Below are 23,185 nucleotides of genomic sequence, written 5' to 3'. Positions count from 1 at the left end.
TGTGTCATTGGACGGAAGTGTGGAAGCGCTTCCATCCCGGGTTGCGGTTCACCATGACACCGGTCACACCGCATGTCAACGGACCGGGGCATCACGGTTCAGAAAACTGTGAGAGCGCTTCCACTAGACGGGGTACGCCGAGCGCCGTACGGTGTGTGCCAGCCCCGGCCGCCCGTGCGCCGGGACGTGGAGGGAAGGATCGACGATGGCATCGGTGCGATTCGTGGGAGCCGGACGGCGCTACCCCGGCGCGGAGCGACCGGCGGTGGACGCGCTCGACCTGGAGATCGAGGACGGCGAGTTCATGGTGCTGGTCGGCCCCTCGGGCTGCGGCAAGTCGACCTCGCTGCGGATGCTCGCCGGGCTCGAGGAGTGCACGGAGGGGTCGATCATGATCGGCGACCGCGACGTCACCCACGACATGCCCAAGGACCGAGACATCGCGATGGTCTTCCAGAACTACGCGCTCTACCCGCACATGAGCGTCGCCGACAACATGGGCTTCGCCCTCAAGGTCGCCAAGGTCAGCAAGGAGGAGCGGGACCAGCGGGTGCTCGAGGCGGCGCGGCTCCTCGACCTCGAGGACTACCTGCACCGCAAGCCCAAGGCCCTCTCCGGCGGCCAGCGCCAGCGCGTCGCGATGGGTCGCGCCATCGTGCGGCAGCCCGAGGTGTTCCTGATGGACGAGCCGCTCTCCAACCTCGACGCCAAGCTGAGGGTCTCCACCCGCACCCAGATCGCCGCCCTCCAGCAGCGGCTGGGCATCACCACCGTCTACGTCACCCACGACCAGGTCGAGGCGATGACGATGGGCGACCGGGTCGCCGTCCTCAAGGACGGGCTCCTCCAGCAGGTCGACACCCCGCTGGCGCTCTACGACCGGCCGGCCAACCTGTTCGTGGCCGGCTTCATCGGCTCGCCGGCGATGAACCTGCTGCCCGCCAAGCTGTCCGACGGCGACGCCTGGGTGGGCGACCTGCGGGTGCCGCTCCCCCGCGACATCGCCGCGCGGGCCACCGGCGACGTGACGCTCGGCGTCCGGCCGCACGCGTGGCGGATCGGCCCGGCGACGTCGACCGACGGCTTCGCGGTCACCGTCACCGTCGTCGAGGAGCTCGGCGCCGACGCCTTCCTCTACGCCGTTCCCGACGACCCGTCGCTCGCCGGCGTCATCAGCCAGGCCGTCGTACGCCTCGACGGTCGCCCCGACCTGACCAAGGGCGAGCGCGTGCGCCTCGTCCTCGACCCGGGCGCCGTGCACGTCTTCGACACCGCCTCGGGCGAGCGGCTCTCGGCCTGAGGCCCTCCGGCGCTGCCCACCCCCATGACGTCCGGGCGGCTGGCGAGCCTCAGCGGAACGCCAGCGCCCCGTCGTCGATCGGCCCGCGCCGGATGGTCCGCATGTCGTGGAAGTAGTTCTGCTTGAGCTTCCACGGCTCGACGTCCCCCTGCTTGGGCAGCGTGTCCAGGGCCCGCAGGACGTAGCCCGCCGCGAAGTCCATGAACGGCTGCTCGCCCACCGACGGGTCCGGCACCGGCACGGCCGACCGCAGCCCGTGCTCGTCGAGGTGGGACAGCAGCCGGCAGACGTAATCCGCCACGAGGTCGGCCTTGAGCGTCCACGACGCGTTGGTGTAGCCGACGGTGTAGGCGAAGTTGGGCACCCCGCTGAGCATCAGGGCCTTGTAGGCCATCGTCTCGGGCAGCTCGACCTTGCGCCCGTCGACGTCGAAGGCCATCCCGCCGAAGGCCTTGAGCGTCAGCCCGGTGGCGGTCACCACGATGTCGGCCTCGAGCTCGCGCCCGGACGCGAGCCGCAGCCCGCGCTCGGTGAACGTGTCGATCGTGTCCGTCACGACCTCGGCGGTCCCCTCGCGGATCACCCGGAACAGGTCGCCGTCGGGCACCAGGCACAGCCGCTGGTCCCACGGGTCGTAGGCGGGCCGGAAGTGGGTGTCGACGTCGTACCCCTCGGGCAGCCGCTTGGCGTTCTCCTTGCGGATGAAGCCGCGCATCGTCGCCGGGCGGCGCCGGCTGAGCTGGAAGAGGCCGGTCGAGACCCCGACGTTCTTCCACCGCGTCGCGGCGTAGGCGAGCCGCTCGGGCAGCACCTTGCGCAGGCCCTGCGCGACCTTGTCCTCGGCGGGCAGCGAGAGGATGTACGTCGGGGAGCGCTGCAGCATCGTCACGTGCGCGGCGCCCGAGTCGGCCAGCGCCGGGACCAGCGTCACCGCGGTGGCGCCGGAGCCGATGACCACGATCCGCTTGCCGGTGTGGTCGAGGTCCTCGGGCCAGTGCTGGGGGTGGACGAGCTGGCCGCCGTACGACGACTCCCCCGGGAACTCGGGCCGGTAGCCCTGCTCGTAGTCGTAGTAGCCGGTGGTCGCCCACAGGAAGCTGCACGTGATCTCGTGGGAGGCGCCGTCGTGCTCGACGGTGACCGTCCACGTCGCCGACTCGCTGTCCCACGACGCCGCGCGGGCGTCGTACCCGTAGCGGATGTGCTCGTCGATGCCGTACTCGCGCGCCGTCTCGCGCACGTAGCGCAGGATCGAGGGCCCGTCGGCGAGCGCCTTGTCGCCACGCCACGGCTTGAACCGGTAGCCGAGGGTGAACATGTCGGAGTCGGACCGGATGCCGGGGTAGCGGAAGAGGTCCCAGGTGCCGCCGCTGGCCGCGCGCCGCTCGAGCACCGCGTAGGACTTGCCGGGGTGCTCGCGGGTGAGCTGCGCGGCCGCACCGATGCCGGACAGGCCGGCGCCGATGATGAGTACGTCGACGTGGTCGCTCATGGGTCTCCTAGATTCTCGTTGGTTGAGCAGGCGCGCCAGCGCCGTGTCGAAACCATCAGGGGCGGGCGTGCAGCTCGACGAAGCGGGCGAGCAGCCGGACGGGCTCGGTGACCAGCGCCTCGCGGGCGGCGGCCTTGAGGGACTCGCGCTCGTGCGGCTCGTAGTAGCCGTGGGCGCTGTAGGCGTCGATCCGGTCGCAGAGGGCGACCGGGTCGAGCTCGGGGTGGAACTGGGTGGCGTAGACGTTGCGGCCGATCCGGAAGGCGTGCACCGGGCAGGTGGCGGTGGAGGCGAGCAGCACGGCGCCGTCGGGGAGCCGGGACACGGCCTCCTTGTGGCCGAGGTAGGCGGTGAACACCAGCGGCAGGGCGCCGAAGAGCGGGTCCTCGGCACCCTCCGCGGTCAGCCGCACGGGCAGCGCGCCGATGGGCTCGCCGTACGTCCGGTCGACGACGCCGCCCTGCAGCGTGCCCAGCACGCCGACGCCGTAGCAGGCGCCGAGGAAGGGGAAGTCCGCCTCGATGACGCGGAGGGCGAGGTCGCGGAGCTCGGCCTCGACCCGGTGCTGGACCGGGGACTTGGCGTCCTCGGGGTCGGAGGCGTTGAAGGGCCCACCACCGACGATGATCCCGGACCAGTCGTCGAGGTCGACCTCGCCGAGGGGGCGCTCCTCCAGCCGGACCCGGACGAGCTCGTCGGGCTGCAGCCCGGAGCCGGCGAGGACGGCGTCGTACTCCTGCTGGGCGACGTCGTCCTCGGCGCGGGTGCCGAGGAAGAGGAAGGGGCGCATGATCAGGCCTGGACGGCGGCGCCGGATTCGAGGAGGGCGTCGACGTCCTCGACGCCCCAGGCGGCCAGGGCCTCGCGGGTGTGGGCGCCGGGCCCGCCGGGCGGCATGCCGAGGGACGCGGGCGTGCGGGAGAAGCGCGGCGCCGGGGCGGGCTGGGTGACCCCGTCCTGCTCGACGAACGTGCCGCGGGCCGCGAGGTGCGGGTGGTGGGGCGCGTCCGCGAGGGGTACGACGGGGGCGACGCAGGCGTCCGTGCCGTCGAAGACCTTGCTCCACTCCGCCTGGGTGCGCTCCTTGAAGCGCGCGGTGAGCGCCTCGCGGATCGCCGGCAGGTTGGCCGGGTCGTCGCGGTCGGGCAGGTCGAGCTCGAGCAGCCGCACCATCTCGGCGTAGAACTGCGGCTCGAGCGGCCCGACGCTCATGTGCTCGCCGTCGGCGGTCTCGTAGAGGTCGTAGTAGGGGGTGCCGCCGTCGAGGAGTCCCGACCGGCGGCGGCCGGTGTCGAGGCCGAGGGCGGCGAAGGTGCTGGCCATCGCGTTGAGGTGGGCGGTGCCGTCGACGATGGCGGCGTCGACGACCTGGCCGCGCCCGCTGGTGCGCGCCTCGAGGAGCGCGGCGAGGACGCCGACCACGAGGTAGGTCGAGCCGCCGCCGAAGTCACCGAGCAGGTTGCACGGGAAGTGCGGCCGGGCCGGGTCCTGGCCGAGGCCGTGCAGGGCACCGGTGATGCCGACGTAGTTCATGTCGTGGCCGGCGGCCTGGCTCCACGGCCCGTCCTGGCCCCAGCCGGTCATCCGGCCGTAGACGAGCCGCGGGTTGCGGGCGTGGCAGGCGTCCGGCCCGATGCCCATCCGCTCGGCCACGCCGGGCCGCATCCCCTCGACGAGGACGTCGGCCCCCGCCACCAGGTCGAGCACGGTGGCGACGGCGTCGGGGTGCTTGAGGTCGAGGGCCACGCTCGGTCGACCGCGGGCGAGCACGTCGTGGCGGCCGGCGCCGAGCATGTCGCCCCCCGGCCGCTCGACGCGGATCACGTCGGCGCCCAGGTCGGCCAGCAGCATGCAGGCGTGCGGCCCCGGGCCGATGCCCGCGATCTCGACGACCTTCACGCCACGCAGCGGGCCGGTCCCCTGCCCGAGCTCATACGTCATGTGCCGATCATGACACCGCTGCTGTCACGGTCGCGAGGGGGCGTGCCGCCTGTCGGAGTCACCGCTTCAGCGGTGATTCCTACGGTTGCTGGCCGACGCAACGGCCAGGAACCGGAGGAACCGGCCAGCAAATCAGTGACCGACCCCACCTTGCAACTCGTTGCATAGGTCTGCCACCCTCGTCCTCGTGGCCCTCGAACACGCGCTCCTCGTCGCCCTGCGCGAGCAGCCCGCCGCCGGGCTCGAGCTCGCCCGGCGCTTCGAGAAGTCGATCGGCTTCTTCTGGCACGCCACCCACCAGCAGATCTACCGCGTGCTCGCCCGCATGGAGCGCGACGGCTGGGTCACCGTCGAGACCGTGGGCCAGGCCGGCCGCCCGGACAAGAAGCGGTACGACGTCTCCGCCACCGGCCGCCGGGTGCTCGCCGACTGGCTCGCCGAGCCGATGGGCGTCGAGGCGTTCCGCAGCGATCTCGCCGTCAAGCTCCGCGGGGCGTCGTACGGCGATCGCGCGACGCTGCTGCGAAACGTCGCGGCAGCCCGGGCGGACCACGAGACGAGGCTCGCGCACTACCGCCAGCTCGAGGCCGCCCTGCCGGCCGACGCCACCGGCCACCAGCTCGACCAGCTCCTCGTCCTGCGCGGCGGGATCGGGCTGGAGGAGTTCTGGATCGGGTGGCTCACCGACTACCTGACCGCGCACGACAGCGAACACGCCGACGACCAAGGAGTCACCGCATGACGTCCTACCCGCACCTCCTCGAGCCGATCACCCTCGGCGACCTGACCCTGCGCAACCGCGTGGTCATGGGCTCGATGCACACCGGCCTCGAGGACCACCCGTGGGACATCGACAAGCTGGCGGCCTACTTCGCCGAGCGGGCGCGCGGCGGCGCCGGGCTGATCGTGACCGGCGGCTACGCCCCCAACAAGCGCGGCTGGCTCAAGCCCTTCGCCTCGGAGATGACCACGCGGCTGCAGGCGATCCGGCACCAGCGGGTGACCGGCGCGGTGCACGAGGCGGGCGGCGCGATCGCGCTGCAGGTCCTGCACGCGGGCCGCTACGGCTACCACCCGCTGTCCGTCGGCGCCTCGAGCATCAAGTCGCCGATCACGCCGTTCACGCCGAGGGCGCTGTCGACCAGGGGCGTCGACCGGACGGCGTCCGACTTCGCCAACGCCGCCCGCCTGGCGCAGAAGGCCGGCTACGACGCGGTCGAGATCATGGGCTCCGAGGGATACCTGATCAACCAGTTCCTCGCCACCCGCACCAACGACCGCACCGACCGGTGGGGCGGCAGCGCGCGCAACCGGATGCGCTTCCCCGTCGAGGTCGTGCGCCGCACGCGCGAGGCGGTCGGCGACGGCTTCCCGATCATGTACCGGATCTCGCTGCTCGACCTCGTCGAGGGCGGCCAGACGTGGGACGAGGTCGTCGAGCTGGCCGGCAAGCTCGAGGAGGCCGGCGTCACCGTCTTCAACACCGGCATCGGCTGGCACGAGGCGCGGATCCCCACGATCATCACGCAGGTCCCGCGGGCCGCCTGGGCCGACGTCACCGCCCGCCTCTCCGCGGTCGCGAACGTCCCGGTCTGCGCCTCCAACCGCATCAACACCCCCGAGCTGGCCGAGGAGATCATCGCCTCCGGGCAGGCCGACCTGGTGTCGATGGCCCGCCCGTTCCTCGCCGACCCGGCGTTCGTCGCCAAGGCGCTCGACGACCGCGCCGACGAGATCAACACCTGCATCGCCTGCAACCAGGCCTGTCTCGACCACACCTTCACCAACACGAGGGCCTCCTGCCTGGTCAACCCGCGCGCCTGCCACGAGACCGAGCTGGTCCTCGTGCCGACCATGAGGAAGCAGACCGTCGCCGTCGTGGGCGCCGGTCCCGCCGGACTGGCCGCGGCCGTCAACGCGGCCGAGCGCGGCTTCACCACCACCCTCTTCGAGAAGAACCCCGAGATCGGCGGCCAGTTCCGGCTGGCCATGCAGGTGCCCGGCAAGGAGGACTTCGCCGACACGCTGCGCTACTTCACCCGTCGCCTCGAGGTCCTCGGCGTGGACGTGCGGACCTCGACGCAGGCCTCGGCGGCCGACCTCACGGCGTACGACCACGTCGTCGTGGCCACCGGCGTCGTCCCGCGCATCCCGGTCATCGACGGCATCGACCATGCCAAGGCGGTGTCCTACGCCGCCGTGCTCGACGGCTCGGTGACCGTCGGCAAGCGGGTGGCCGTGATCGGCGCGGGCGGCATCGGGGTGGACGTGAGCCACTTCCTGGCCCACGACCCGAGCGACACCGTCGAGGACTGGTACGCCCACTGGGGCGTCGGCGACCCGACCCTGCACCCCGGCGGCCTGACCGAGCCCAAGCCGCGTACGCCGCAGCGCGAGGTCACGCTCGTCCAGCGCAAGGCCACCCCGATCGGCATCGGGCTCGGCAAGACGTCCGGCTGGGCGCACCGCGCGGTGCTCAAGCAGTCGGGGGTCACGCAGGTCGTCGGCGCGACGTACGACCGGATCGACGACGCCGGCCTGCACGTCACCGTCGACGGCTCACCGCGGGTGCTCGACGTCGACCACGTCGTGATCTGCGCCGGCCAGGAGTCGGTGCGGGACCTGTACGACGTCCTGGACCACCCGAGCGTGCACCTCATCGGCGGCGCCGACGTGGCCGCCGAGCTCGACGCCAAGCGGGCGATCAAGCAGGGCACGGAGGTCGTCGCGGCCCTCTGAGGCGAGCAGCACGCGGGGTCGGTCGCGCTCAGGCGCCGGACGCCAGCAGCGGGAGCAGGAGCTCTGCCAGCGCCTCCTCGGTCTCCTCGGGCGAGAGGCCCCCGTCGAAGCGCAGGATGCGCCAGGTCGTGGCGTCGCAGACGGCCACGACCTGGGCGAGCCTGCGCGCGCGGACGACGTCGTCCAGGCTTTCGCCCAGCGCCCCGGCGAACGCCTCGCGGCACCAGCCCACGTGGTAGGCCCGGGCCCGGGCGGCGAGCTCGGGGACGCCGGGCGCCTGGTGGGCCTCGGCGTACATCTTGAGGATCAGGGTGCCGTGGTCCTCGTAGTAGTCGACCAGCGAGTGCAGCGTGCTGCGCGGGCTCTCGCCCCGGGCGGCCGCACGCTCTCCGGCGAGGCGGACGAACTCCCGCTCGATGGCCGCGACCAGCAGCCCGGGCTTGCTGCCGAAGCGGCGGAGCACGGTCTGCACGGTCACCTCGGCGTCGGCGGCGACGTCCTCGAGACGCAGGCGGTCGTAGGGGACCTCGGCGTACCGGCGCAGCATCGCGTCGACGATCCGCTCGCCGGTCCGCTCGGCGGCCTCGGCACGCGCCGTCATCCGGTACGTCCGAGGGGGGTTGCTTTTCATGACAACGAGGCTAACATCAATATTGATGTGAGTGAGACTCACGCCGAATTCGCGGTCAAGGAGGAGACCATGCACGACCACCTGGTCGAGGGCACCACCTCGATCCCCACCCGCCTCGGCCGGCTCCACGTGCGGAGCACCGGGGACGGCGCGACGACCGTCCTGTGGTCGTCCATGTTCATCGACAGCCACACCTGGGACCCGCTGGTCCCGCTGCTCCCGACGGACCGCCGCTACGTGCTGGTCGACCCGCCGGGGCTGGGCCTCAGCGAGCCGCTCCGCCGGACGAGCAGCATCGCGGAGGCCGCCGACGCGGCCATCGACCTGCTCCACGAGCTCGGCGTCGACGGCCCCGTCGACTGGGTCGGCAACGCCTTCGGGGGGCACATCGGCCTCGACCTCGGCACCCGGTCCGGCGTGCTCCGCAGCCTGGTCGCCATCAGCTCACCGACCGAGCCGCTGGCCCCCGCGCTGCGCAGGCAGGTGCACCTGCTCCTGCCCGTCCTGCGGACCGCGGGCCCGGTCGGTCCCGTGCGCTCGGCGATCGTCGGGGCCATGCTCACCGACGCCTCCGCCGCTGACGACGAGACCCGGCGGATCGTCGTGGAGTCCCTGGCCCGCCCGACCCGCCGCAGCATGGCCCTGGCCATCCGGTCCTTCATCCTCGACCGGGTCGACGTCAACGCCGCGCTCGCGGACCTGGCCGTGCCGAGCCTGTTCGTGGCGTCCGACGACCGAGGGGACTGGAGTCCCCAGGACGCCGCGGCGGCCGCCGCCCTCGCTCCCGACGCCGAGCTCGTCACGATCGAGGGCGCTCGGACGCTGGTCCCCCTCGAGCAGCCGCAGGCCCTCGCCGCCCGCATCCGCCGGTTCTGGGACCGGCTGGCCTGAACCCGCACGACGTACGTCGGACGCGAGCCGCTGCGCACCTCGACGTACGGTCGAGCCATGTGGCGCTCCCTCCCGCACCCGGGCCGACCGGTCCTCGGCGCCACCGGCGTCCGCTCCCGCGCTCGCGAGCACCCGGACCTCTCCGAGCTGGCGGCGCCGACGGGTCCGCCCTCCACCTGGACGGCCCTGGGTGAGCTCGGCTCCGCCCTCGACGCGGCCCGGCTGGTCGGGGCGCTGCCCCGCCTTGCCGCGGCTCCCCGCGGCGACGGTCACCTGGTGGTGGACATCCCCGGGTGGCGCGCCCCCGAGGTCACCGGGGCGCCGCTGCGCGCCTACCTGCGGGCGTGGGGCTACGACGCGCGCGGCTGGGGCTTCGGCACCAACCTGGGCGACCCTCGTCGGGACGTCGAGCGGCTGTCCGGTCGCCTGCTCGAGCTGGTCGACGAGGTGGGCGCGCCCGCGTCGCTGGTCGGGTGGAGCCTGGGTGGGGTGATCGCCCGCGAGGTGGCGCGCCGCCACCCGGACGCCGTCCGCCGGGTCATCACCTACGGCACGCCGGTGGTCGGCGGACCGAGCCTCACCACGATCGCCCGCGCCCAGGGCTCCGGCACCGGCCGGGTCACCCGGCGGCTCGACGCCGCGGCACCGGTCCCCGTGCCGCTCACCGCCGTGTTCTCCAGGCGGGACGGGATCGTCTCCTGGCAAGCGTGCATCGACCGCTCCACGCCGGGCGTGGAGCACGTCGAGGTGTCCTCGACACACATCGGCATGGGCGTCGACCCGGACGTCTGGACGGTCGTCGCCGATCGGCTCTCCCGCGACCCGGCCTGACGGCGGCTCGTCAGGACGGCGACACCACCGGCACGACGACCTCGTTGTGCCGCAGGAACCACGGCGTCCACGGCGGGTCGAAGCGCGCGAAGCGCAGCGGGCCGTCGACCTCGAGGCCGGCCGCCTCCACCGCGGCCAGCAGGCGCTGGGCGTGCTCGTCGAAGCGGCCCTGCGTCCAGCGTCCGGAGAACCTCACTGCGGCGGCCGTGTGGGCGGGGATCGCACGCAGCCGGACCGTCCCGTCGGTCGGCGCCGGGGCGGCGTCGAGGTCGAAGGAGTCGGGCATCACGAAGCTGACGACGTAGCGCCCGGCGTCCTCCTCGGCCTCCTGGAGGACGGGGGCGGTCATCGCCACCTTGCGGGACTGGGTGTTGCGGCCGCCGATGTAGCCGGCCAACCGTCGGAACGACGCGTTGCCGGCGCCCTCGAACGAGCCCGTCACCCGCGTCTCCGCGACGACGTGCGCGGGGTAGCGGCGCAGCTCGAAGTCACGGTGCTCCTCCACGACGTCGTACGGCTGGTGCTCGGTCACGGCGGCCATCCTCCCCGGCCACGGGGGCGGCGGGACAGTGCCGGAGGTCCCCCGCCGCGCGGTCGCGAGCGGGGCGTGGCCCTGTCCGGCACCATGGAGGCATGACCACCTCCGACGTGACCGCGACGGGTGTCGACGACACGAGCCTGCGCTCCCTGCGGCGCTGGAACCTCGGCCTCGCACTCCTGCACCTCGCACAGGCGGTCGTGGTGGTCGTGCTGGCGACGGACTTCGCCGTGACGGTGACCCGCTCGCTGCCCACCGGTCCCCCGGGCACGACGCCGTCGGCGCCCGAGGCCCTCTTCGACCTCCCGGTCGGGGTCGCGGTCGCGGTGTTCCTCGCACTCGCCGGCCTCGACCACCTGCTCACCGCGACGGCCGTGCGGCGCACTTACGAGAGCGACCTCCGCGGTGGGATCAACCGGTTCCGGTGGGTGGAGTACTCGTTCAGCGCGACGATCATGGTGCTGCTGATCGCCCTCTACTCCGGCATCGACGGCATCTCGGCGCTGATCGGCATCGCCGGCGCCAACGTGGCGATGATCCTCTTCGGCTGGTTGCAGGAGTCGGCCAACCCGCCGGGCCGCACGTCGGTGACGATGAAGCCGTTCTGGTTCGGCTGCGTCGCGGGCGTCGCACCGTGGATCGCGATCGGCTACAACCTGGTGGCGGCCGAGGAGGTCCCCGGCTTCGTGGTCGGCATCTTCGTGTCGCTGTTCGTCTTCTTCAACAGCTTCGCGCTCAACCAGTGGCTGCAGTACCGGCAGGTCGGACCCTGGCGCAGCTACGCGTTCGGCGAGAAGGCCTACCTGGTCCTCAGCCTGGTCGCGAAGTCCGCCCTCGCCTGGCAGATCTTCGCCGGCTCGCTGGCGTCCTAGCGGGTCCCGCCGGCCCTCGCCGCCGCGGTCCAGCAGTGGCCTGGCCGGGCCACGCGGTGACGTCGTGCGCCAGGCAGATGGCCAGCCGCCCTCCGCGACCCCCTTGATCGCAGCGCGCGTGGCGGGGGTCTCGGCGTGGGCGGCCGCCCACAACGAATTACACGGATGATCTTCACCCATCGGCGTGGCGGGCTTGACTTGGGCACCGTACGCTCGCTCATCGTGCAACAACAGCCTCACGAGTCACAGTCGTCACAGCGCCCCGTCGCGGCGCTGCACGCGCTCCCGCGTGTCGTACGGCGGATCAAGCGTGCGGCCACGCTGGTCACCGCTGTGCTTGCACTCCTCCTGCTCGTCGTCCCGACCACCGTCGGCAGGGTCAGCCTGGTCGCGTCGAGCTACCTGTGCACCGGGTACGCCAGCTGTCAGGCGGCCGGATACGGGAACGGCGGCTACCGCCAGGCGTCGTCCACGTCCTACTGGCGCATGTACACCGGGCACAACTGCACCAACTACGTGGCCTACCGGCTGATCCAGTCCGGGATGCCGAACGTCCGACCCTGGGACGGCAGCGGGAACGCCTCGAACTGGGGCGTGGCGATGGCGAGCATCACCGACCAGACCCCCACCGTCGGATCGATCGCCTGGTACAGGTCGAACGCGAAGCCGGCAGGTGCGAGCGGACACGTCGCCGTCGTGGAACAGGTCGTCTCCGACACCGAGATCATCGTCTCCGAGGACTACTGGGGCGGCGACTTCCACTGGCGGCGAGCCACCAAGTCCGCCGGCGGGGGCTGGCCCTCGGGGTTCATCCACTTCAACGACCGCGTGGTCGAGCCGACGACCGCCCCCGCCATCGTCGGGTCCCCGATGGTCGGCGCACCGCTCGAGGTGGCGGCCGGTGCGTGGACGCCCACGCCCACCAGCGTCACCGTCCGGTGGCTCGCCGACGGTGCCGCCATCCCCGGCGCCACCGCGGCCACCTACGTCCCCACGCCCGACGTGAAGGGCAAGACCCTCACCGCCGAGGTGACGGCCGAGCTGAGCGGCTACACCCCCGGCCGCGCCGTGCTCTCCACCGCCCCCGTCGCCCCCGGAACACTCCAGCCCACGGAGCTGCCGACGATCCAGGGCGTGGCGGAGGTCGGCCAGACGCTGACCCTCACGACGTCGTCGTGGGCGCCGCAACCCGCGAAGGTCAAGACGCAGTGGTACGCCGACGGGGTTGCTCTTCCCGGAGCCACCGGGGCGTCCCTCGTCCTGAGCCGGGTCCACATCGACAGACGGATCAGCGCACGCACCACCGCGGCCGCGAGCGGCTACCGGAAGACGACCTCGACCGCGCCGGAGACCACCCCCGTCCTGGCCAAGCCCGTCGTCATCACCAGTCCGTCCCGAGTGCAGGGCACGCCCCTGGTGGGCCGCCGAATCGCCGTCCAGGTCGGGAGCGTCCGGCCCACTGCCGCGTCGGCCACCTATGCCTGGCTCCGGGACGGCCGACCCATCTCCAAGGCCACCCATCCCACCTACACGGTCCGCAAGGGGGACATCGGCCACGCCCTGTCCGTGCAGATCACGCTGTCTCGGCGCCACTACCGCAGCACCACGGAGTCGGTCGCCGTGGCCCCCGTCACGACCCTTCCCGTGATCAAGGTGCGGCCCGACGCCACGCGCAGACGCGTCGCGGTGGACGTCCGTGTCCGCGCTCCCGGAGCGTCGAGACCGGACGGAGCGATGACGATCAGCGTGGGAGGCCGCTCGGTCGAGGCCCAGGTCGTCAAGGGGCGGGCGCGCGCCGTCATACGCGACGTCCGTCCCGGCATGAAGCCGGTGGTCGTGCGCTATGCGGGGACCGATGTCGTGCGACCGGCCGTCGTGCGCTCGCGCGTCAGGGTGCCGTCGCGCCGCTAGCTGTGAGCCGGCCGCTGCGCGAGGTCGCGCCCGGACGAGCCCGCCACACGGGCCCGCACGGCCAGGGCGACTCAGGCCTGCTCCGCGATCCCCTTGATCGCAGCGAGCGTGGCGGGGATCCCGGCGTGGGCGTGCCGGGTCCGGTCCTCGATCTCGGCCGCAGCGCGGTCGCCGTACTTGTCGGCGAACATCGCCAGCCCCGCCGGCAGGAACTCCCACGTCTCGGTCAGCCGTGTGCCGTCCCCCTCCGCCTCGAGGACGAAGCCCCACCGCACGAACCCCTGGCCCACGACCCAGGCGAACTCGCGGCCGCGCTCGGCCGCGACCACCCGGGACCGGGTCTCCCAGGTCCGGTCGGGGGTCTCGTTGCGCCCGGTGAACCACACCCCGACGCGACCCGCCTCGGCCTCGTCGTCCCACCAGCAGGAGGTGCAGACGGGGCTCCACTCGCCGGTCCGGGTGACGTCGCTGACGAGGTCGTAGACCGCCTCAGGAGTGGCGGCGACGACGACCGCGCCCCGGTGGGTCCGTGACTCCATCTGCGTCATCCGCGCTCACTCCTCTGTCGACGGCTGCCACCGTGCCAGTCCTCCTCCGCGCCGACGGTGCCGGGCGCCACGCCGAAGCCGACCAGCTGCGGCTTCTCGCGCAGGCTGCGCTTGAGCTCGGCGAAGCCGGGGAAGCGGGCCAGGCCGATCACGTGGTCCCACACCTCCCCGGCCCGGCCGGGCTCGGGGAGTCGGCTCATCACAGGCCCGAAGAACGCCACCCCGTCCGGCGGCTCGAAGTGGATGATCGGCGTGCCGACGTCCTTGCCGGTCAGCGCGAGGGCCTCGTCGCCGTCCGCGCGGATCGCGTCGTCCCAGGAAGGGTCGTCGAGGGCGTCGGCGAGGTCATCGGGCAGGTCCACCTCGCGCAGGATCGGCTCGAGGAACTCCCGCGTGCCGCGTCGCTCTCGGTCCGCCCGGTCGTCCGAGGTGTCGGCGGGCGGCGTGTCGAAGATGTGCGCCCCCAGGGCGGCCTGCAGCGCGTCCACCGCCTCGGCGCCGTGCTTCTCCCGCGCGCGGGCGACCACGCGGAGCAGGCGCAACCCGGCGGTGTGCCCGGCCTCGTACTCCGGCGGGAAGTGGGCGTCGTAGTCGATGTGCTCGTTGATCAGGCGCAGCGAGATGAACCGCCAGTCCACCGACAGGTCGCGCTCGGCCTGCACCATCCGGATCCACTTGCTCGTCAGCCAGCAGAAGGGGCACACCGGGTCGAAGTAGAAGCGGATGTCAGCGGAGGCCATGGACCGACCCTAGGACCCGGGGCCTCAGGAGCCGCGGCCGTGCCTAGGGTGAGACATGCGATACCGACTGATGGGCAAGAGCGGCTGCGCGGTCTCCGAGCTGTGCCTCGGGACGATGACCTTCGGCGCCGAGACCGACGAGGCAGGCTCCCACGAGCAGCTCGACATGTTCGTCGAGGCAGGCGGCACGCTCGTCGACACGGCTGACGTCTACTCCGCCGGGGTCTCCGAGGAGATCATCGGCCGTTGGCTGTCCGATCGCCCGACGGACGTCACCGAGTCCGTCGTGCTCGCGACGAAGGGCAGGTTCGCCACCGACGCGGGGCCCAACGGCAGCGGGCTGTCGGCGCGACACCTCACCAGGGCCCTCGACGCGTCCCTCGCCCGGCTCGGGGTGGAGGCGGTCGACCTCTACCAGGCGCACGCCTTCGACCCGCACACGCCGATGGAGGAGACCCTCCGCACGCTCGACGGCTTCGTGCAGGCCGGGAAGATCCACTACTACGGCCTGTCCAACTTCACCGGGTGGCAGCTCACCAAGGCGGTGCTGACCGCCCGCGCACTGGGCCTGCGCGAACCGGTGACGCTCCAGCCGCAGTACAGCCTCATCGTCCGCGAGATCGAGTGGGAGGTCGTGCCCGCTGCTCGCGACGCCGGGATCGGCCTGCTGCCCTGGAGCCCGCTCGGCGGCGGCTGGCTGTCGGGCAAGTACACCCGCGACCAGCGGCCCACCGGCGACACCCGGCTCGGGGACGACCCCGGCCGCGGGATGGAGGCCTGGGACCGCCGCGGCAGCGGCCGCACCTGGCGGATCATCGACGCGGTCGAGCGGGTCGCGCAGGGCCGTGGGGTGTCCATGGCCGAGGTGGCCCTGGCCTGGGTCAACAACCGGCCAGCCGTGGTGTCCACCATCCTCGGCGCCCGCACGAGCGACCAGCTGGCCGCCAACCTGCGAGCAGCCGGCCTCGAGCTGTCGACCGAGGAGCGGGAGACCCTCGACGAGGCCAGTGACCTCGCACCCGGCGACTACCCCTACGGCGAGCTCGGCATCGAGCAGCGCAGCCGCGACCTCGCCGGAGGCTGACTCGCGATCGGCACGGTGTGACTCACGTCCGCGACGTGCTGGTGCGTTGACGGTGGACGTGCTCAACGCGCCAGTGCGTCTAGGTCGCGCACCGCGAAGCGGTGGTGCTCCCACTCCTCGTTGAGGATCGCGTGCAGGCACTCGCGCACGCTCATGCGGTGGTCGGGGTCCCACGCGGCCGCCCGCGGCTCCTCCAGCAGCTCGGGCGTGGCCGCAGCGAGGAAGTCGCGCACCATCGCCACCCGGTCCGCCCGGGCCTCGAGCACCTCGTCGTACGACGGCACGCGCGTCGTGAAGACGGACATGTCGTAGCCGTCGCTCGCGTACTCGTCGTTGGGCTGGCCGAGGGGGTGGTACGGCGCCTCGAGCCGGAGGACGGCCCGCCCCAGCCACGTGTCGGTCGCCATCACCAGGTGCCGCAGTGTCTGGGCGAAGGACCACTCGCCGCCCACCGACGCGTCGACGGTGCCGGGTGGCATCGCCGCCACCCGGGCCAGCGTGGCCGCCCAGGTCCGCTCGACCGCGGACCACGCCGCCCGCAGCCCCTCCGGCGACTCGGCCCGACGCTCGGAGCGGCCGGGGAACCTGCGATTGAGCTCGGCGTCGACCAACGGGGCGACCTCGACCCCGTTGACCCGCAGCGAGGCGCCGTCCTCGGACAGCCACGGGGCGTCGATGTCGGCGCCCTGGACGTCCACGCCGCGCATCACCGCGCCCGACAGGTCGGCCGCGACGAAGCGGGCCCCGCGCAGGTTGACGAGGACGAGCTCGGCACCCTGGAGGTCCTCGGACCGGGAGATGGTGGCCACCGACCGGACTCTTCCACGCAGTCGGCGCACGGGGAAGGGTCCTGCTGGGTAGCCTCCGATCCCATGACGCCGGAGGAGTACCTCAGCCACGACGCCACCGCCCTCGCCGACCTGGTCGCGCGCGGCGAGGTCACCGCCACCGAGCTGCTGGCCCTGGCCCGCGCCCGCCGCGACGCGGTCGACCCGGCGCTCAACGCCGTCGTCGCCGACCTCGGCCGGGTCGCCGACGAGCGGGCGGCCGACCCGTCGCTGTCCGGGCCCTTCGCCGGAGTCCCGTTCCTGATCAAGGACCTCGGCCAGGAGTACGCCGGGTTCCCGACCTCCAACGGCTCCCGTGCGCTGGCCCACGACGTCGCCGACCGGCACGCGTTGGTCACCGAGCGCTTCCTCGACGCCGGGCTGGTCGTCTTCGGCAAGACGAACACCCCCGAGTTCGGCGCGAAGGGCGTCACCGAGTCGGAGTACTGGGGGCCGGCGCGCAACCCGTGGAACACGGCCCACACTCCGGGCGGCTCGTCGGGCGGCTCCGGCGCCGCGGTCGCTGCCGGCATCGTCCCGGCCGCCGGGGCCAACGACGGCGGCGGGTCCGTGCGCATCCCGGCAGCCTGCAACGGGTTGGTCGGCCTCAAGACCAGCCGCGGCATCGGCCCCTACGGCCCCCAGGCCGGCGAGGGGATCGGCGGCATGGTCACCCAGGGCGTGGTCAGCCGCACGGTCCGCGACAGCGCCGCCCTGCTCGACGCGATCATCGGCCACGACCCGCGCGCCGGCTACCGCGCCGCCCTGCACGACGTGCCCTTCGCCGAGCAGCTGCGCCACCCGATCGGTCGCCTGCGCATCGGCTACTCCGTCTCCTCGGCGATCAACGCCCACCCCGACCCGGAGGCCATCGCGGCCGTCGAGGGCGCCGCCGAGCTGCTCACCGAGCTCGGGCACCAGGTCGAGGAGGTCTCCCCACCCCACGACGACGAGGCGCTCGCGCGCGACTTCCTGACCATCTGGTTCGCGCAGCTCTACGCCCAGGTCAGCGACGCCCGGCTGCGGCTCAAGGCGCCCGACAGCCACTTCGAGGCCGACACCCTGGCCAGCGCCGAGCTCGGTCGCGCCGCCGGCCTGCTGCCGATGATGCAGGCGCTCAACAACGTCACCGGCTACGTGCACGCGCTCGCCGACTTCCACGAGACGTACGACATGTTCCTCACCCCGACGCTCGCCAAGCCGCCGCTGCCGGTCTTCGCCACCCGCACGCCGGACCGCCTCCAGAAGGCGGCACGGGTCGTCAGCCGGCTCCACGCCGGCCGGGTGATGACCGCGACCGGGATGCTCGACGAGATCATCTCGGACAACCTCGACTGGGTGCCCTACACCCAGCTCGCCAACCTCACCGGCCGTCCGGCCATCAACGTGCCGCTGCACTGGACCGCCACCGGGCTGCCGCTCGGCGTCCAGTTCGTCGGCCCGCTCGGCGCCGACGGCGACCTCCTCAGGCTGGCGGCGCAGCTCGAGGAGGCGCAGCCGTGGGCCTGGCGGCACCCGGCGCCGGTGCCGACCGTCTGAGGCGTACGCCGCGTCCACTCAGCCGCGGCCGGGCACCAGGCCCGCCGCCCCGAGCGCCTCGACCACGGGACGCGGGTCGGGCCGCTCGCCGGTGCCCTGCAGCACGACGGTGTCCGCCCCGGCCTCGGCGAGCACCGCCACCCGCTCCGCCACCTGCTCCGCCAGCTCGCCGGCCGGGGCGCCCGGGTCGACCTGCGTGTAGGCCGTGACCACCGCCCGGCCCGGGCGACCGGTGCCGGCACGGGCCTCGTCCACGAGCGCTCGGGCGCGGCGTACGGTCCCGGGGTCGGTCACGGAGTCGAGCAGCACCCCGTCGCCGACCTCCCCGGCCAGCCGGATCGTCCGCTCGCCGCGGGCCCCGACCAGCAGCGGCGGACGCGCGGCCGGCGGCCAGTCCAGGGCGACCCCGTCGAGCCGGACGTAGCGGCCGTCCACGTCCACCCGTCGGCCCTCGAGGAGGTCGCGCACCGCCTCGGCGTGCTCGCGCAGCAGGGTCATCGGCGAGTCGACGCGAGCGCCCACCTGCCCCATCCAGTCCAGGACGCCGTGGCCCAGCGTCGGCACCAGGCGTCCCGGCCACAGCCGCTCGACGGTGGCGAGCTCCATCGCGACGAGCGCGGGGTTGCGCAGCGGCACCGGCAGCAGCCCGATGCCGACGCGGAGCCGGGTGGACCACGCCAGCGCCGCCGTCGCGGTGGTCATCCCGCCCTCGAGGAAGCAGTCCTCCCAGAGCCACAGCTCGGGCACCCCCGCTGCGTCGACGGCGCGCGCCACCGCCTCCAGCTCCTCGGGCGGCTGCTGCGGACGGAACACGACGCCGACGTCCACCATGGTCGCTCCTGGGCTCGAGGGGAGACTCCAGCCTGCCACGGTCGCGGCGCCGTAGGCCCGTCGCGACGACGCCCGCCGACCCGTCCCTAGGGGTGCGAGCCGCGTCGGTGCGGCCGGTTCCGACCTACGGTGCACCATGCGCATCGTCATCACCGGAGCCAGCGGCAACGTCGGGTCGGCCCTGCTGCGGCGCCTCACCCGGACCGACGAGCACGACCTCGTCGGGGTCGTACGACGCCGCCCCGAGGACGCCGCGCCGTTCGACGAGGTGGAGTGGTTGACGCTCGACCTGACCCGGCCCGAGGACGAGGGCGCCCTCCAGGTCGCCTGCGCCGGCGCGGACGCCGTGGTGCACCTGGCCTGGGGGTTCCAGCCCACGCACCGGGAGGACCACCTCGCCGAGCTCGGGGTGGGCGGCACGCGCCGGGTCATCGAGGCCGCGACCCGCGGTGGCGTGCGGCAGCTGGTGCACATGTCCTCGGTCGGCGCCTACTCCCCCAAGCGCGACGACGCACCCGTCGACGAGAGCTGGCCGACCGAGGGGGTGCCGAGCTCGATGTACAGCCGGCACAAGGCAGCCGCCGAGCGGCTCCTCGACGCGCTCGAGGCGGACGGCACCGACATGGTCGTCACCCGGATGCGTCCCGGCATCGTCGGCCAGCGCGACGCGGGCAGCGCCCTTTTGCGGTACGCCGTCCCGGCCCTGGTCCCTGCGTCCGTCATCGGTCACGTGCCGGTGCTGCCCCTGGACCGGCGCCTGGCCGTGCCGATGGTGCACGCCGACGACCTCGCCGACGCCGTCGCGCGGGTCCTCGAGGCGCAGGCTCCCGGTGCCTTCAACGTGGCGGCCGCGCCGCCGGTCACGGCCGCCGACATCGCGGCGGCGCTGGACGCCCGCCTCGTGCACGTCCCGGCAGCGGTCGTGAGGGCAGCGGTGTCCCTGAGCTGGCACGCGCGGCTCCAGCAGCTGGACGCCGGCTGGATCGACCTGGGCTACGGCGTACCGCTCATGGACACGAGCCGGGCCGCCTCCGAGCTCGGCTGGTCCCCCACCCGGGATGCCGTGTCCGTCCTGCAGGAGACGCTGGCCGGCATGCGCGACGCGGCAGCCGACCGCTCGCCGGTGCTGCGGCCGCGCTCGGTCGCCGCGGGCCTCGGACGGTTCGTCCGGCACGGTCCGGTCAGTGTGCGTCGCCGACCGTAGGCAGCGTCCGGCTCGCACGGTTAGGCACTTGTGACGATGCGCTGCTCCGCCGCCCGACGAGATGCTGTTGACGACCAGCTGAGCCAGGCGTGGTCGAGCGCCCCGGACCGAGAGGTGGACAGACATGTCACGGATCAGCCGACAGCCATCGGGAGCCACGCGCCGGCGCACGCGGGTGGGCCGCGCGGGACGGCCCACGACGGTCGTCGCAGCGGCCGCGGCCGCCGCGCTGGCGTTCAGCGGGGTCAGCCCCGCGACCGCGGGCGACGACCATCACCACCATCACGACCGGCATGGCTTCCGCACGGCGCAGCCGGCCATGCTCACCGCGGTCCGGCCCGGCGTCACGGTGACGCCCCTGCTGACGGTCGGTGACGAGCTCGCCAGCGGGTACCGCTTCGAGGCGATCCCGGACGGGATCTCGCTCCTGCCCCGCCGCCACGGCCTGGTGGACGTCTACGTCAACCACGAGACGAGCAAGGTCCCCTTCCCCTACGTGCCGGCCGCTCCCACCGCCGCCAACGGCGAGAACGACTTCGACAACGCGCAGGTGAGCCACCTGGTGGTGAGCAGGCGCGGCGCGGCCACGCTGAGCGGGGAGATGGTCATCGACAGCAGCGAGGGCTACCAGAGGTTCTGCTCCAACTACCTCGCCACCGAGCGCGAGGGCTTCCGCCGGCCCGTCCTGCTCACCAACGAGGAGACTCCGGACTACGTCTACCGCCAGGAAGACTCGTGGCCGCCGGTTCCCGGAAGTCCCGACGAGGAGGAGGGCGGACTCGTCGTGGCGCTGGACGTGAAGAGCGGCAGGAGCGTGCCGATCTACGGCATGGGCCGCCACAACCACGAGAACGCCGTTCCCGTGCCGGGCTACGGCAAGCCGGTCGTGCTCTCGGGCGACGACACGTTCACCAGTGGGCCCCTCACCGTCCCCGGTGTGGGTTCCGCGCCCGCACAGTCGCAGGTCTACTCCTACATCGCGAAGAGCTCGCGGTCCCTGATGAAGGACAGGGGCGACCTGTGGGCGTTCGTGTCCGACACCCCCGGCGTCAACGACTACTACGACGTGCTCCCCGGATCGGGGACCGACGTCCAGGGCCACTTCATCAAGGTCCCCAGGAACATCGCCACCGGCAAGAACCCCGACGGCACCGAGATCACGGCCGCCGACCTCGGCTACCCCGCCCCGCCCAACGACGGCACGTGGCAGACGGACCTGCGGCTCACGACGCCGACCGGGATCGACGGTCCCCAGTGGGTGCTGGAGTACTGGAGCGACATCAACAACGTGTTCCAGTTCGTCCGCATCGAGGACATCGCCTACGACAAGCGTCCCGGGATGCACAACGTCGTCTACCTCGCCGACTCGGGTCGAGGGCGGCGGGCCGACCAGGCCCTCGACACGCCCTTCCGCTCGACCAACGGCCGGATCTGGCGCATGGAGCTGGACAAGGAGGACCCGACCAAGGTCACCTCGCTGACGGTGCAGGTGGAGGGCGACGACAACCCGGTCAAGACGCCGACGGAGGTGCACCAGCCCGACAACCTCGAGTCCACGCCGACGGGCTTGCTGATCACCGAGGACCCCGGGTCCAGCCAGCAGTTCCCGGCCGGTTCGACCGACCCGAGCGCGACGACGGCTCGGTTGTGGTTCACGCCCTTCTCCGGCACGCCGGACGTCATCGCCAAGGTCGACCAGTCCGCCGACGGCGGCGCGACCGACGTCGACGGCCGGTCGCCCGGCAACTGGGGCGCCTGGGAGTCGTCGGGGATCGTCGACGCGTCAGCGGCGTTCGGACCCGGCGCGTTCCTCATCACCGTCCAGGCGCACTCACTGTGGGTCGAGCAGGCACCTGGCGAGGACAACAACGGAGACGGCCAGCCCGACTTCACCTACAAGCGCGAGGGCGGCCAGCTCGCCCTGCTCAGGGTGCCGGGGCTGTAGCCCACGGCGACCTGCACATCAGAGTGGGGCAGCGCCGTCCGTCGTACCGTCCGTCCTGGTCAGGAGCGAGCGAGCCACGTAGCCGTACGGCCCGTCGAGCAGGTCGGGCGCCCGGCGTCGTACCTCCTCGAACGCGCCGCACTCCGCCATCGCGCCCAGGATCGAGACCCGGGTCTCGTCGCCGGACTGCCGGTCGTAGGCATCGAGGAGGTCAGGCACCCACCTCGGGTCGGGCAGCCGGGCGAGCAGGCGTGCAGCGCTCGTCGTCGAGTCGTCCTCCCTCAGGTGGGCCAGCGCGATCTCGGCCGCGCGAGGGTCCCCGACCCGGGACAGCTGGTGGAAGTCGCCCACGTCGGCGAGGTGGTCGAGAGCCGCCGGCGTGCCGATCAGCGCCAGCGCGCGATTGACGAACGCCTGCTGCCGCCCTGCCGGCGGCAGGTCGATGAGCGCTGCGACGACGTCGTGGCCACCGATGCGCGCGAGCGCCGACGTGACGGCGAGCAGGACCGCGCCGCGCCGCGCGGCGTCCAGCAGCAGCGGCGTCGCCCCGGGCGAGCGGACCCGCGCCAGCCGCCGGGCCGCCCGGGCGTCGCCGCGCTCGGCGTCGGCGAGGAGCAGCAGCACGTCGGCCTCGTCGACGTCCACGCCCAGGTGGTGCTCCACGGTGTCGGCCAGGTAGGCGCGGAACGACGACCAGCGCGTGCTGCCTTCCTTGTGGTGGTCCCAGACCTCCCACTCGTCGCCCGCGGCGGGACTGCCCACCGGCACCAGCAACGAGCAGTTCGCGTCGATACCCCGCGCGATGAGTAGTGCGTCCCGCAGCGGACGGTGGTCCCGCACCTCATCTCCCTCGAAGAGCGGCGCCGGGTCCTGGTCGAGGCCCATCTCGTCGACCTCGCGCTGCACCTGCAGCCAGATGTCGACCGTCGCGGGCTCGACGTCGACGAACCACCTGACCTCCGACACCGGGAGGAACCCCCACGCGTCGTCCGGGTCCCCCTCGCGGACCCCGGCGGCCACCACGGCGCCGATCGTGTCTGCGTACGCGCCGTCGGAGAGCAGCAGGAAGTCCCGGTACGACGGCGGCAACCGGACGCCCAGCCGCTGCTCGGCGGCAGCCACCTGCGCCTCGGCGGCCGGGGGACGCAGCACCGTGCCGGCGCGAGCGGCTGGCTCGACCGGGAGGTCCAGGGCGTCCAAGGCGTCCAGCTGCGCATCGCTCCACTGGCGCAGCAGCCCGGCCACGTCGTCAGCGGGCAACGCTCGGGGCGGGGGCACGCGGGCAGCCTAGGGATCCGCGGGCAGCCCGCGTGGCGGATCG

At 73.1% G+C, this 23,185-nt stretch carries 21 protein-coding genes; 11 read left to right on the top strand and 10 right to left on the bottom strand.

The annotated features are described in order from the left end of the window. Positions 1 to 205: 205 nt before the first annotated feature. On the top strand, positions 206 to 1,300 hold the full coding sequence (locus DAI17_RS14990; protein WP_107774009.1) for an ABC transporter ATP-binding protein: 1,095 nt from the start codon (positions 206 to 208) through the stop codon (positions 1,298 to 1,300). A gap of 49 nt (positions 1,301 to 1,349) precedes the next feature. Here DAI17_RS14990 and DAI17_RS14985 read toward each other — a convergent pair whose 3' ends face one another. The 3 genes from DAI17_RS14985 to DAI17_RS14975 are packed head-to-tail and all read right to left on the bottom strand — an operon-like array spanning position 1,350 to position 4,733. Continuing rightward, positions 1,350 to 2,792: a flavin-containing monooxygenase gene (locus DAI17_RS14985; protein WP_107774008.1), complete on the bottom strand. Its 1,443-nt coding sequence runs from the start codon at positions 2,790 to 2,792 to the stop codon at positions 1,350 to 1,352. A gap of 55 nt (positions 2,793 to 2,847) precedes the next feature. Then, entirely contained in the window at positions 2,848 to 3,582 is a 735-nt protein-coding gene (locus tag DAI17_RS14980) for a glutamine amidotransferase (protein ID WP_107774007.1), read from the bottom strand. 2 nt (positions 3,583 to 3,584) lie between these two features. Then, positions 3,585 to 4,733: a CaiB/BaiF CoA transferase family protein gene (locus DAI17_RS14975; protein ID WP_107774006.1), complete on the bottom strand. Its 1,149-nt coding sequence runs from the start codon at positions 4,731 to 4,733 to the stop codon at positions 3,585 to 3,587. 187 nt (positions 4,734 to 4,920) lie between these two features. On the opposite strand from DAI17_RS14975, the gene DAI17_RS14970 reads away from it, so the two are divergent. Together DAI17_RS14970 and DAI17_RS14965 are read left to right on the top strand one after the other, a co-directional pair. After that, a complete protein-coding gene (locus DAI17_RS14970; protein ID WP_107774005.1) occupies positions 4,921 to 5,475 on the top strand; it encodes a PadR family transcriptional regulator in 555 nt (184 codons plus the stop codon). Then, a complete protein-coding gene (locus DAI17_RS14965) occupies positions 5,472 to 7,472 on the top strand; it encodes an NADPH-dependent 2,4-dienoyl-CoA reductase (RefSeq protein WP_107774004.1) in 2,001 nt (666 codons plus the stop codon). The genes DAI17_RS14970 and DAI17_RS14965 overlap by 4 nt, the downstream gene beginning before the upstream one ends. A gap of 28 nt (positions 7,473 to 7,500) precedes the next feature. Here DAI17_RS14965 and DAI17_RS14960 read toward each other — a convergent pair whose 3' ends face one another. Further along, positions 7,501 to 8,103 carry a TetR/AcrR family transcriptional regulator gene (locus DAI17_RS14960; protein ID WP_107774003.1) on the bottom strand — a complete coding sequence of 201 codons (603 nt, stop codon included), beginning with the start codon at positions 8,101 to 8,103 and terminating at the stop codon, positions 7,501 to 7,503. Between the two features lie 69 nt (positions 8,104 to 8,172). Here DAI17_RS14960 and DAI17_RS14955 point away from each other — a divergent pair, with 69 nt between their 5' ends. Together DAI17_RS14955 and DAI17_RS14950 are read left to right on the top strand one after the other, a co-directional pair. Continuing rightward, complete coding sequence (locus DAI17_RS14955; protein ID WP_107774002.1) at positions 8,173 to 8,994, top strand: alpha/beta fold hydrolase; 822 nt, start codon at positions 8,173 to 8,175, stop codon at positions 8,992 to 8,994. Between the two features lie 57 nt (positions 8,995 to 9,051). Then, entirely contained in the window at positions 9,052 to 9,825 is a 774-nt protein-coding gene (locus DAI17_RS14950) for an esterase/lipase family protein (RefSeq protein ID WP_107774001.1), read from the top strand. 10 nt (positions 9,826 to 9,835) lie between these two features. On the opposite strand, the gene DAI17_RS14945 is transcribed toward DAI17_RS14950, so the two are convergent. Continuing rightward, on the bottom strand, positions 9,836 to 10,357 hold the full coding sequence (locus tag DAI17_RS14945; protein ID WP_107774138.1) for an SOUL family heme-binding protein: 522 nt from the start codon (positions 10,355 to 10,357) through the stop codon (positions 9,836 to 9,838). 101 nt (positions 10,358 to 10,458) lie between these two features. Between DAI17_RS14945 and heR the strand changes: the two genes are divergently transcribed. Next, a complete protein-coding gene (gene heR / locus DAI17_RS14940) occupies positions 10,459 to 11,235 on the top strand; it encodes a heliorhodopsin HeR (RefSeq protein WP_107774000.1) in 777 nt (258 codons plus the stop codon). Positions 11,236 to 11,457: 222 nt separating this feature from the next. After that, the gene (locus DAI17_RS14935; RefSeq protein ID WP_159081579.1) at positions 11,458 to 13,146 is read left to right on the top strand and encodes a CHAP domain-containing protein; all 1,689 of its coding nucleotides are present in this window, start codon (positions 11,458 to 11,460) and stop codon (positions 13,144 to 13,146) included. Between the two features lie 71 nt (positions 13,147 to 13,217). On the opposite strand, the gene DAI17_RS14930 is transcribed toward DAI17_RS14935, so the two are convergent. Both DAI17_RS14930 and DAI17_RS14925 read right to left on the bottom strand, forming a co-directional pair. Continuing rightward, positions 13,218 to 13,694: an SRPBCC family protein gene (locus tag DAI17_RS14930; RefSeq protein WP_107773998.1), complete on the bottom strand. Its 477-nt coding sequence runs from the start codon at positions 13,692 to 13,694 to the stop codon at positions 13,218 to 13,220. Beyond that, positions 13,691 to 14,434, bottom strand: coding sequence for a DsbA family protein (locus tag DAI17_RS14925; RefSeq protein ID WP_107773997.1), 744 nt, complete (start codon positions 14,432 to 14,434; stop codon positions 13,691 to 13,693). The genes DAI17_RS14930 and DAI17_RS14925 overlap by 4 nt, the downstream gene beginning before the upstream one ends. Before the next feature lie 55 nt (positions 14,435 to 14,489). Between DAI17_RS14925 and DAI17_RS14920 the strand changes: the two genes are divergently transcribed. Continuing rightward, complete coding sequence (locus DAI17_RS14920) at positions 14,490 to 15,518, top strand: aldo/keto reductase (RefSeq protein ID WP_107773996.1); 1,029 nt, start codon at positions 14,490 to 14,492, stop codon at positions 15,516 to 15,518. A 62-nt stretch (positions 15,519 to 15,580) separates the two neighbouring features. Here DAI17_RS14920 and DAI17_RS14915 read toward each other — a convergent pair whose 3' ends face one another. Then, on the bottom strand, positions 15,581 to 16,327 hold the full coding sequence (locus tag DAI17_RS14915) for a DinB family protein (RefSeq protein ID WP_107773995.1): 747 nt from the start codon (positions 16,325 to 16,327) through the stop codon (positions 15,581 to 15,583). A gap of 63 nt (positions 16,328 to 16,390) precedes the next feature. Between DAI17_RS14915 and DAI17_RS14910 the strand changes: the two genes are divergently transcribed. Then, a complete protein-coding gene (locus tag DAI17_RS14910) occupies positions 16,391 to 17,884 on the top strand; it encodes an amidase (protein WP_107773994.1) in 1,494 nt (497 codons plus the stop codon). Between the two features lie 18 nt (positions 17,885 to 17,902). On the opposite strand, the gene DAI17_RS14905 is transcribed toward DAI17_RS14910, so the two are convergent. Next, a complete protein-coding gene (locus DAI17_RS14905; RefSeq protein WP_107773993.1) occupies positions 17,903 to 18,715 on the bottom strand; it encodes an LLM class flavin-dependent oxidoreductase in 813 nt (270 codons plus the stop codon). Between the two features lie 136 nt (positions 18,716 to 18,851). Between DAI17_RS14905 and DAI17_RS14900 the strand changes: the two genes are divergently transcribed. Both DAI17_RS14900 and DAI17_RS14895 read left to right on the top strand, forming a co-directional pair. Further along, positions 18,852 to 19,919, top strand: a complete 1,068-nt coding sequence (locus tag DAI17_RS14900) for an NAD-dependent epimerase/dehydratase family protein (protein ID WP_107773992.1) — start codon at positions 18,852 to 18,854, stop codon at positions 19,917 to 19,919. Between the two features lie 124 nt (positions 19,920 to 20,043). Continuing rightward, positions 20,044 to 21,864 (top strand): PhoX family protein, encoded by a 1,821-nt coding sequence (locus tag DAI17_RS14895; protein WP_159081578.1) that lies wholly within the window; start codon positions 20,044 to 20,046, stop codon positions 21,862 to 21,864. Between the two features lie 18 nt (positions 21,865 to 21,882). Here the strand turns inward: DAI17_RS14895 and DAI17_RS21325 are convergent, their stop codons facing one another. Then, on the bottom strand, positions 21,883 to 23,142 hold the full coding sequence (locus tag DAI17_RS21325; RefSeq protein WP_199905147.1) for an SMI1/KNR4 family protein: 1,260 nt from the start codon (positions 23,140 to 23,142) through the stop codon (positions 21,883 to 21,885). Positions 23,143 to 23,185 lie beyond the last annotated feature (43 nt).

The organism is Nocardioides sediminis (genome assembly GCF_003047295.1).
GTDB lineage: Bacteria > Actinomycetota > Actinomycetes > Propionibacteriales > Nocardioidaceae > Nocardioides > Nocardioides sediminis.
Note: the sequence above shows the minus strand (reverse complement) of the source record. Positions and strands in the feature narration are given on the sequence as shown.

Bases quoted from the DNA above. Each gene is read 5' to 3' on its own strand.
- DAI17_RS14905 (WP_107773993.1), bottom strand. From the start codon at position 18,715: ATGGTGGACGTCGGCGTCGTGTTCCGTCCGCAGCAGCCGCCCGAGGAG.
- DAI17_RS14895 (WP_159081578.1), top strand. From the start codon at position 20,044: ATGTCACGGATCAGCCGACAGCCATCGGGAGCCACGCGCCGGCGCACG.
- DAI17_RS14925 (WP_107773997.1), bottom strand. From the start codon at position 14,434: ATGGCCTCCGCTGACATCCGCTTCTACTTCGACCCGGTGTGCCCCTTC.
- DAI17_RS14975 (WP_107774006.1), bottom strand. From the start codon at position 4,733: ATGACGTATGAGCTCGGGCAGGGGACCGGCCCGCTGCGTGGCGTGAAG.
- DAI17_RS14910 (WP_107773994.1), top strand. From the start codon at position 16,391: ATGACGCCGGAGGAGTACCTCAGCCACGACGCCACCGCCCTCGCCGAC.
- DAI17_RS14950 (WP_107774001.1), top strand. From the start codon at position 9,052: ATGTGGCGCTCCCTCCCGCACCCGGGCCGACCGGTCCTCGGCGCCACC.
- DAI17_RS14985 (WP_107774008.1), bottom strand. From the start codon at position 2,792: ATGAGCGACCACGTCGACGTACTCATCATCGGCGCCGGCCTGTCCGGC.
- DAI17_RS14990 (WP_107774009.1), top strand. From the start codon at position 206: ATGGCATCGGTGCGATTCGTGGGAGCCGGACGGCGCTACCCCGGCGCG.
- DAI17_RS14960 (WP_107774003.1), bottom strand. From the start codon at position 8,103: ATGAAAAGCAACCCCCCTCGGACGTACCGGATGACGGCGCGTGCCGAG.
- DAI17_RS14980 (WP_107774007.1), bottom strand. From the start codon at position 3,582: ATGCGCCCCTTCCTCTTCCTCGGCACCCGCGCCGAGGACGACGTCGCC.
- DAI17_RS14920 (WP_107773996.1), top strand. From the start codon at position 14,490: ATGCGATACCGACTGATGGGCAAGAGCGGCTGCGCGGTCTCCGAGCTG.
- DAI17_RS14900 (WP_107773992.1), top strand. From the start codon at position 18,852: ATGCGCATCGTCATCACCGGAGCCAGCGGCAACGTCGGGTCGGCCCTG.
- DAI17_RS14965 (WP_107774004.1), top strand. From the start codon at position 5,472: ATGACGTCCTACCCGCACCTCCTCGAGCCGATCACCCTCGGCGACCTG.
- DAI17_RS14955 (WP_107774002.1), top strand. From the start codon at position 8,173: ATGCACGACCACCTGGTCGAGGGCACCACCTCGATCCCCACCCGCCTC.
- DAI17_RS14930 (WP_107773998.1), bottom strand. From the start codon at position 13,694: ATGACGCAGATGGAGTCACGGACCCACCGGGGCGCGGTCGTCGTCGCC.
- heR (WP_107774000.1), top strand. From the start codon at position 10,459: ATGACCACCTCCGACGTGACCGCGACGGGTGTCGACGACACGAGCCTG.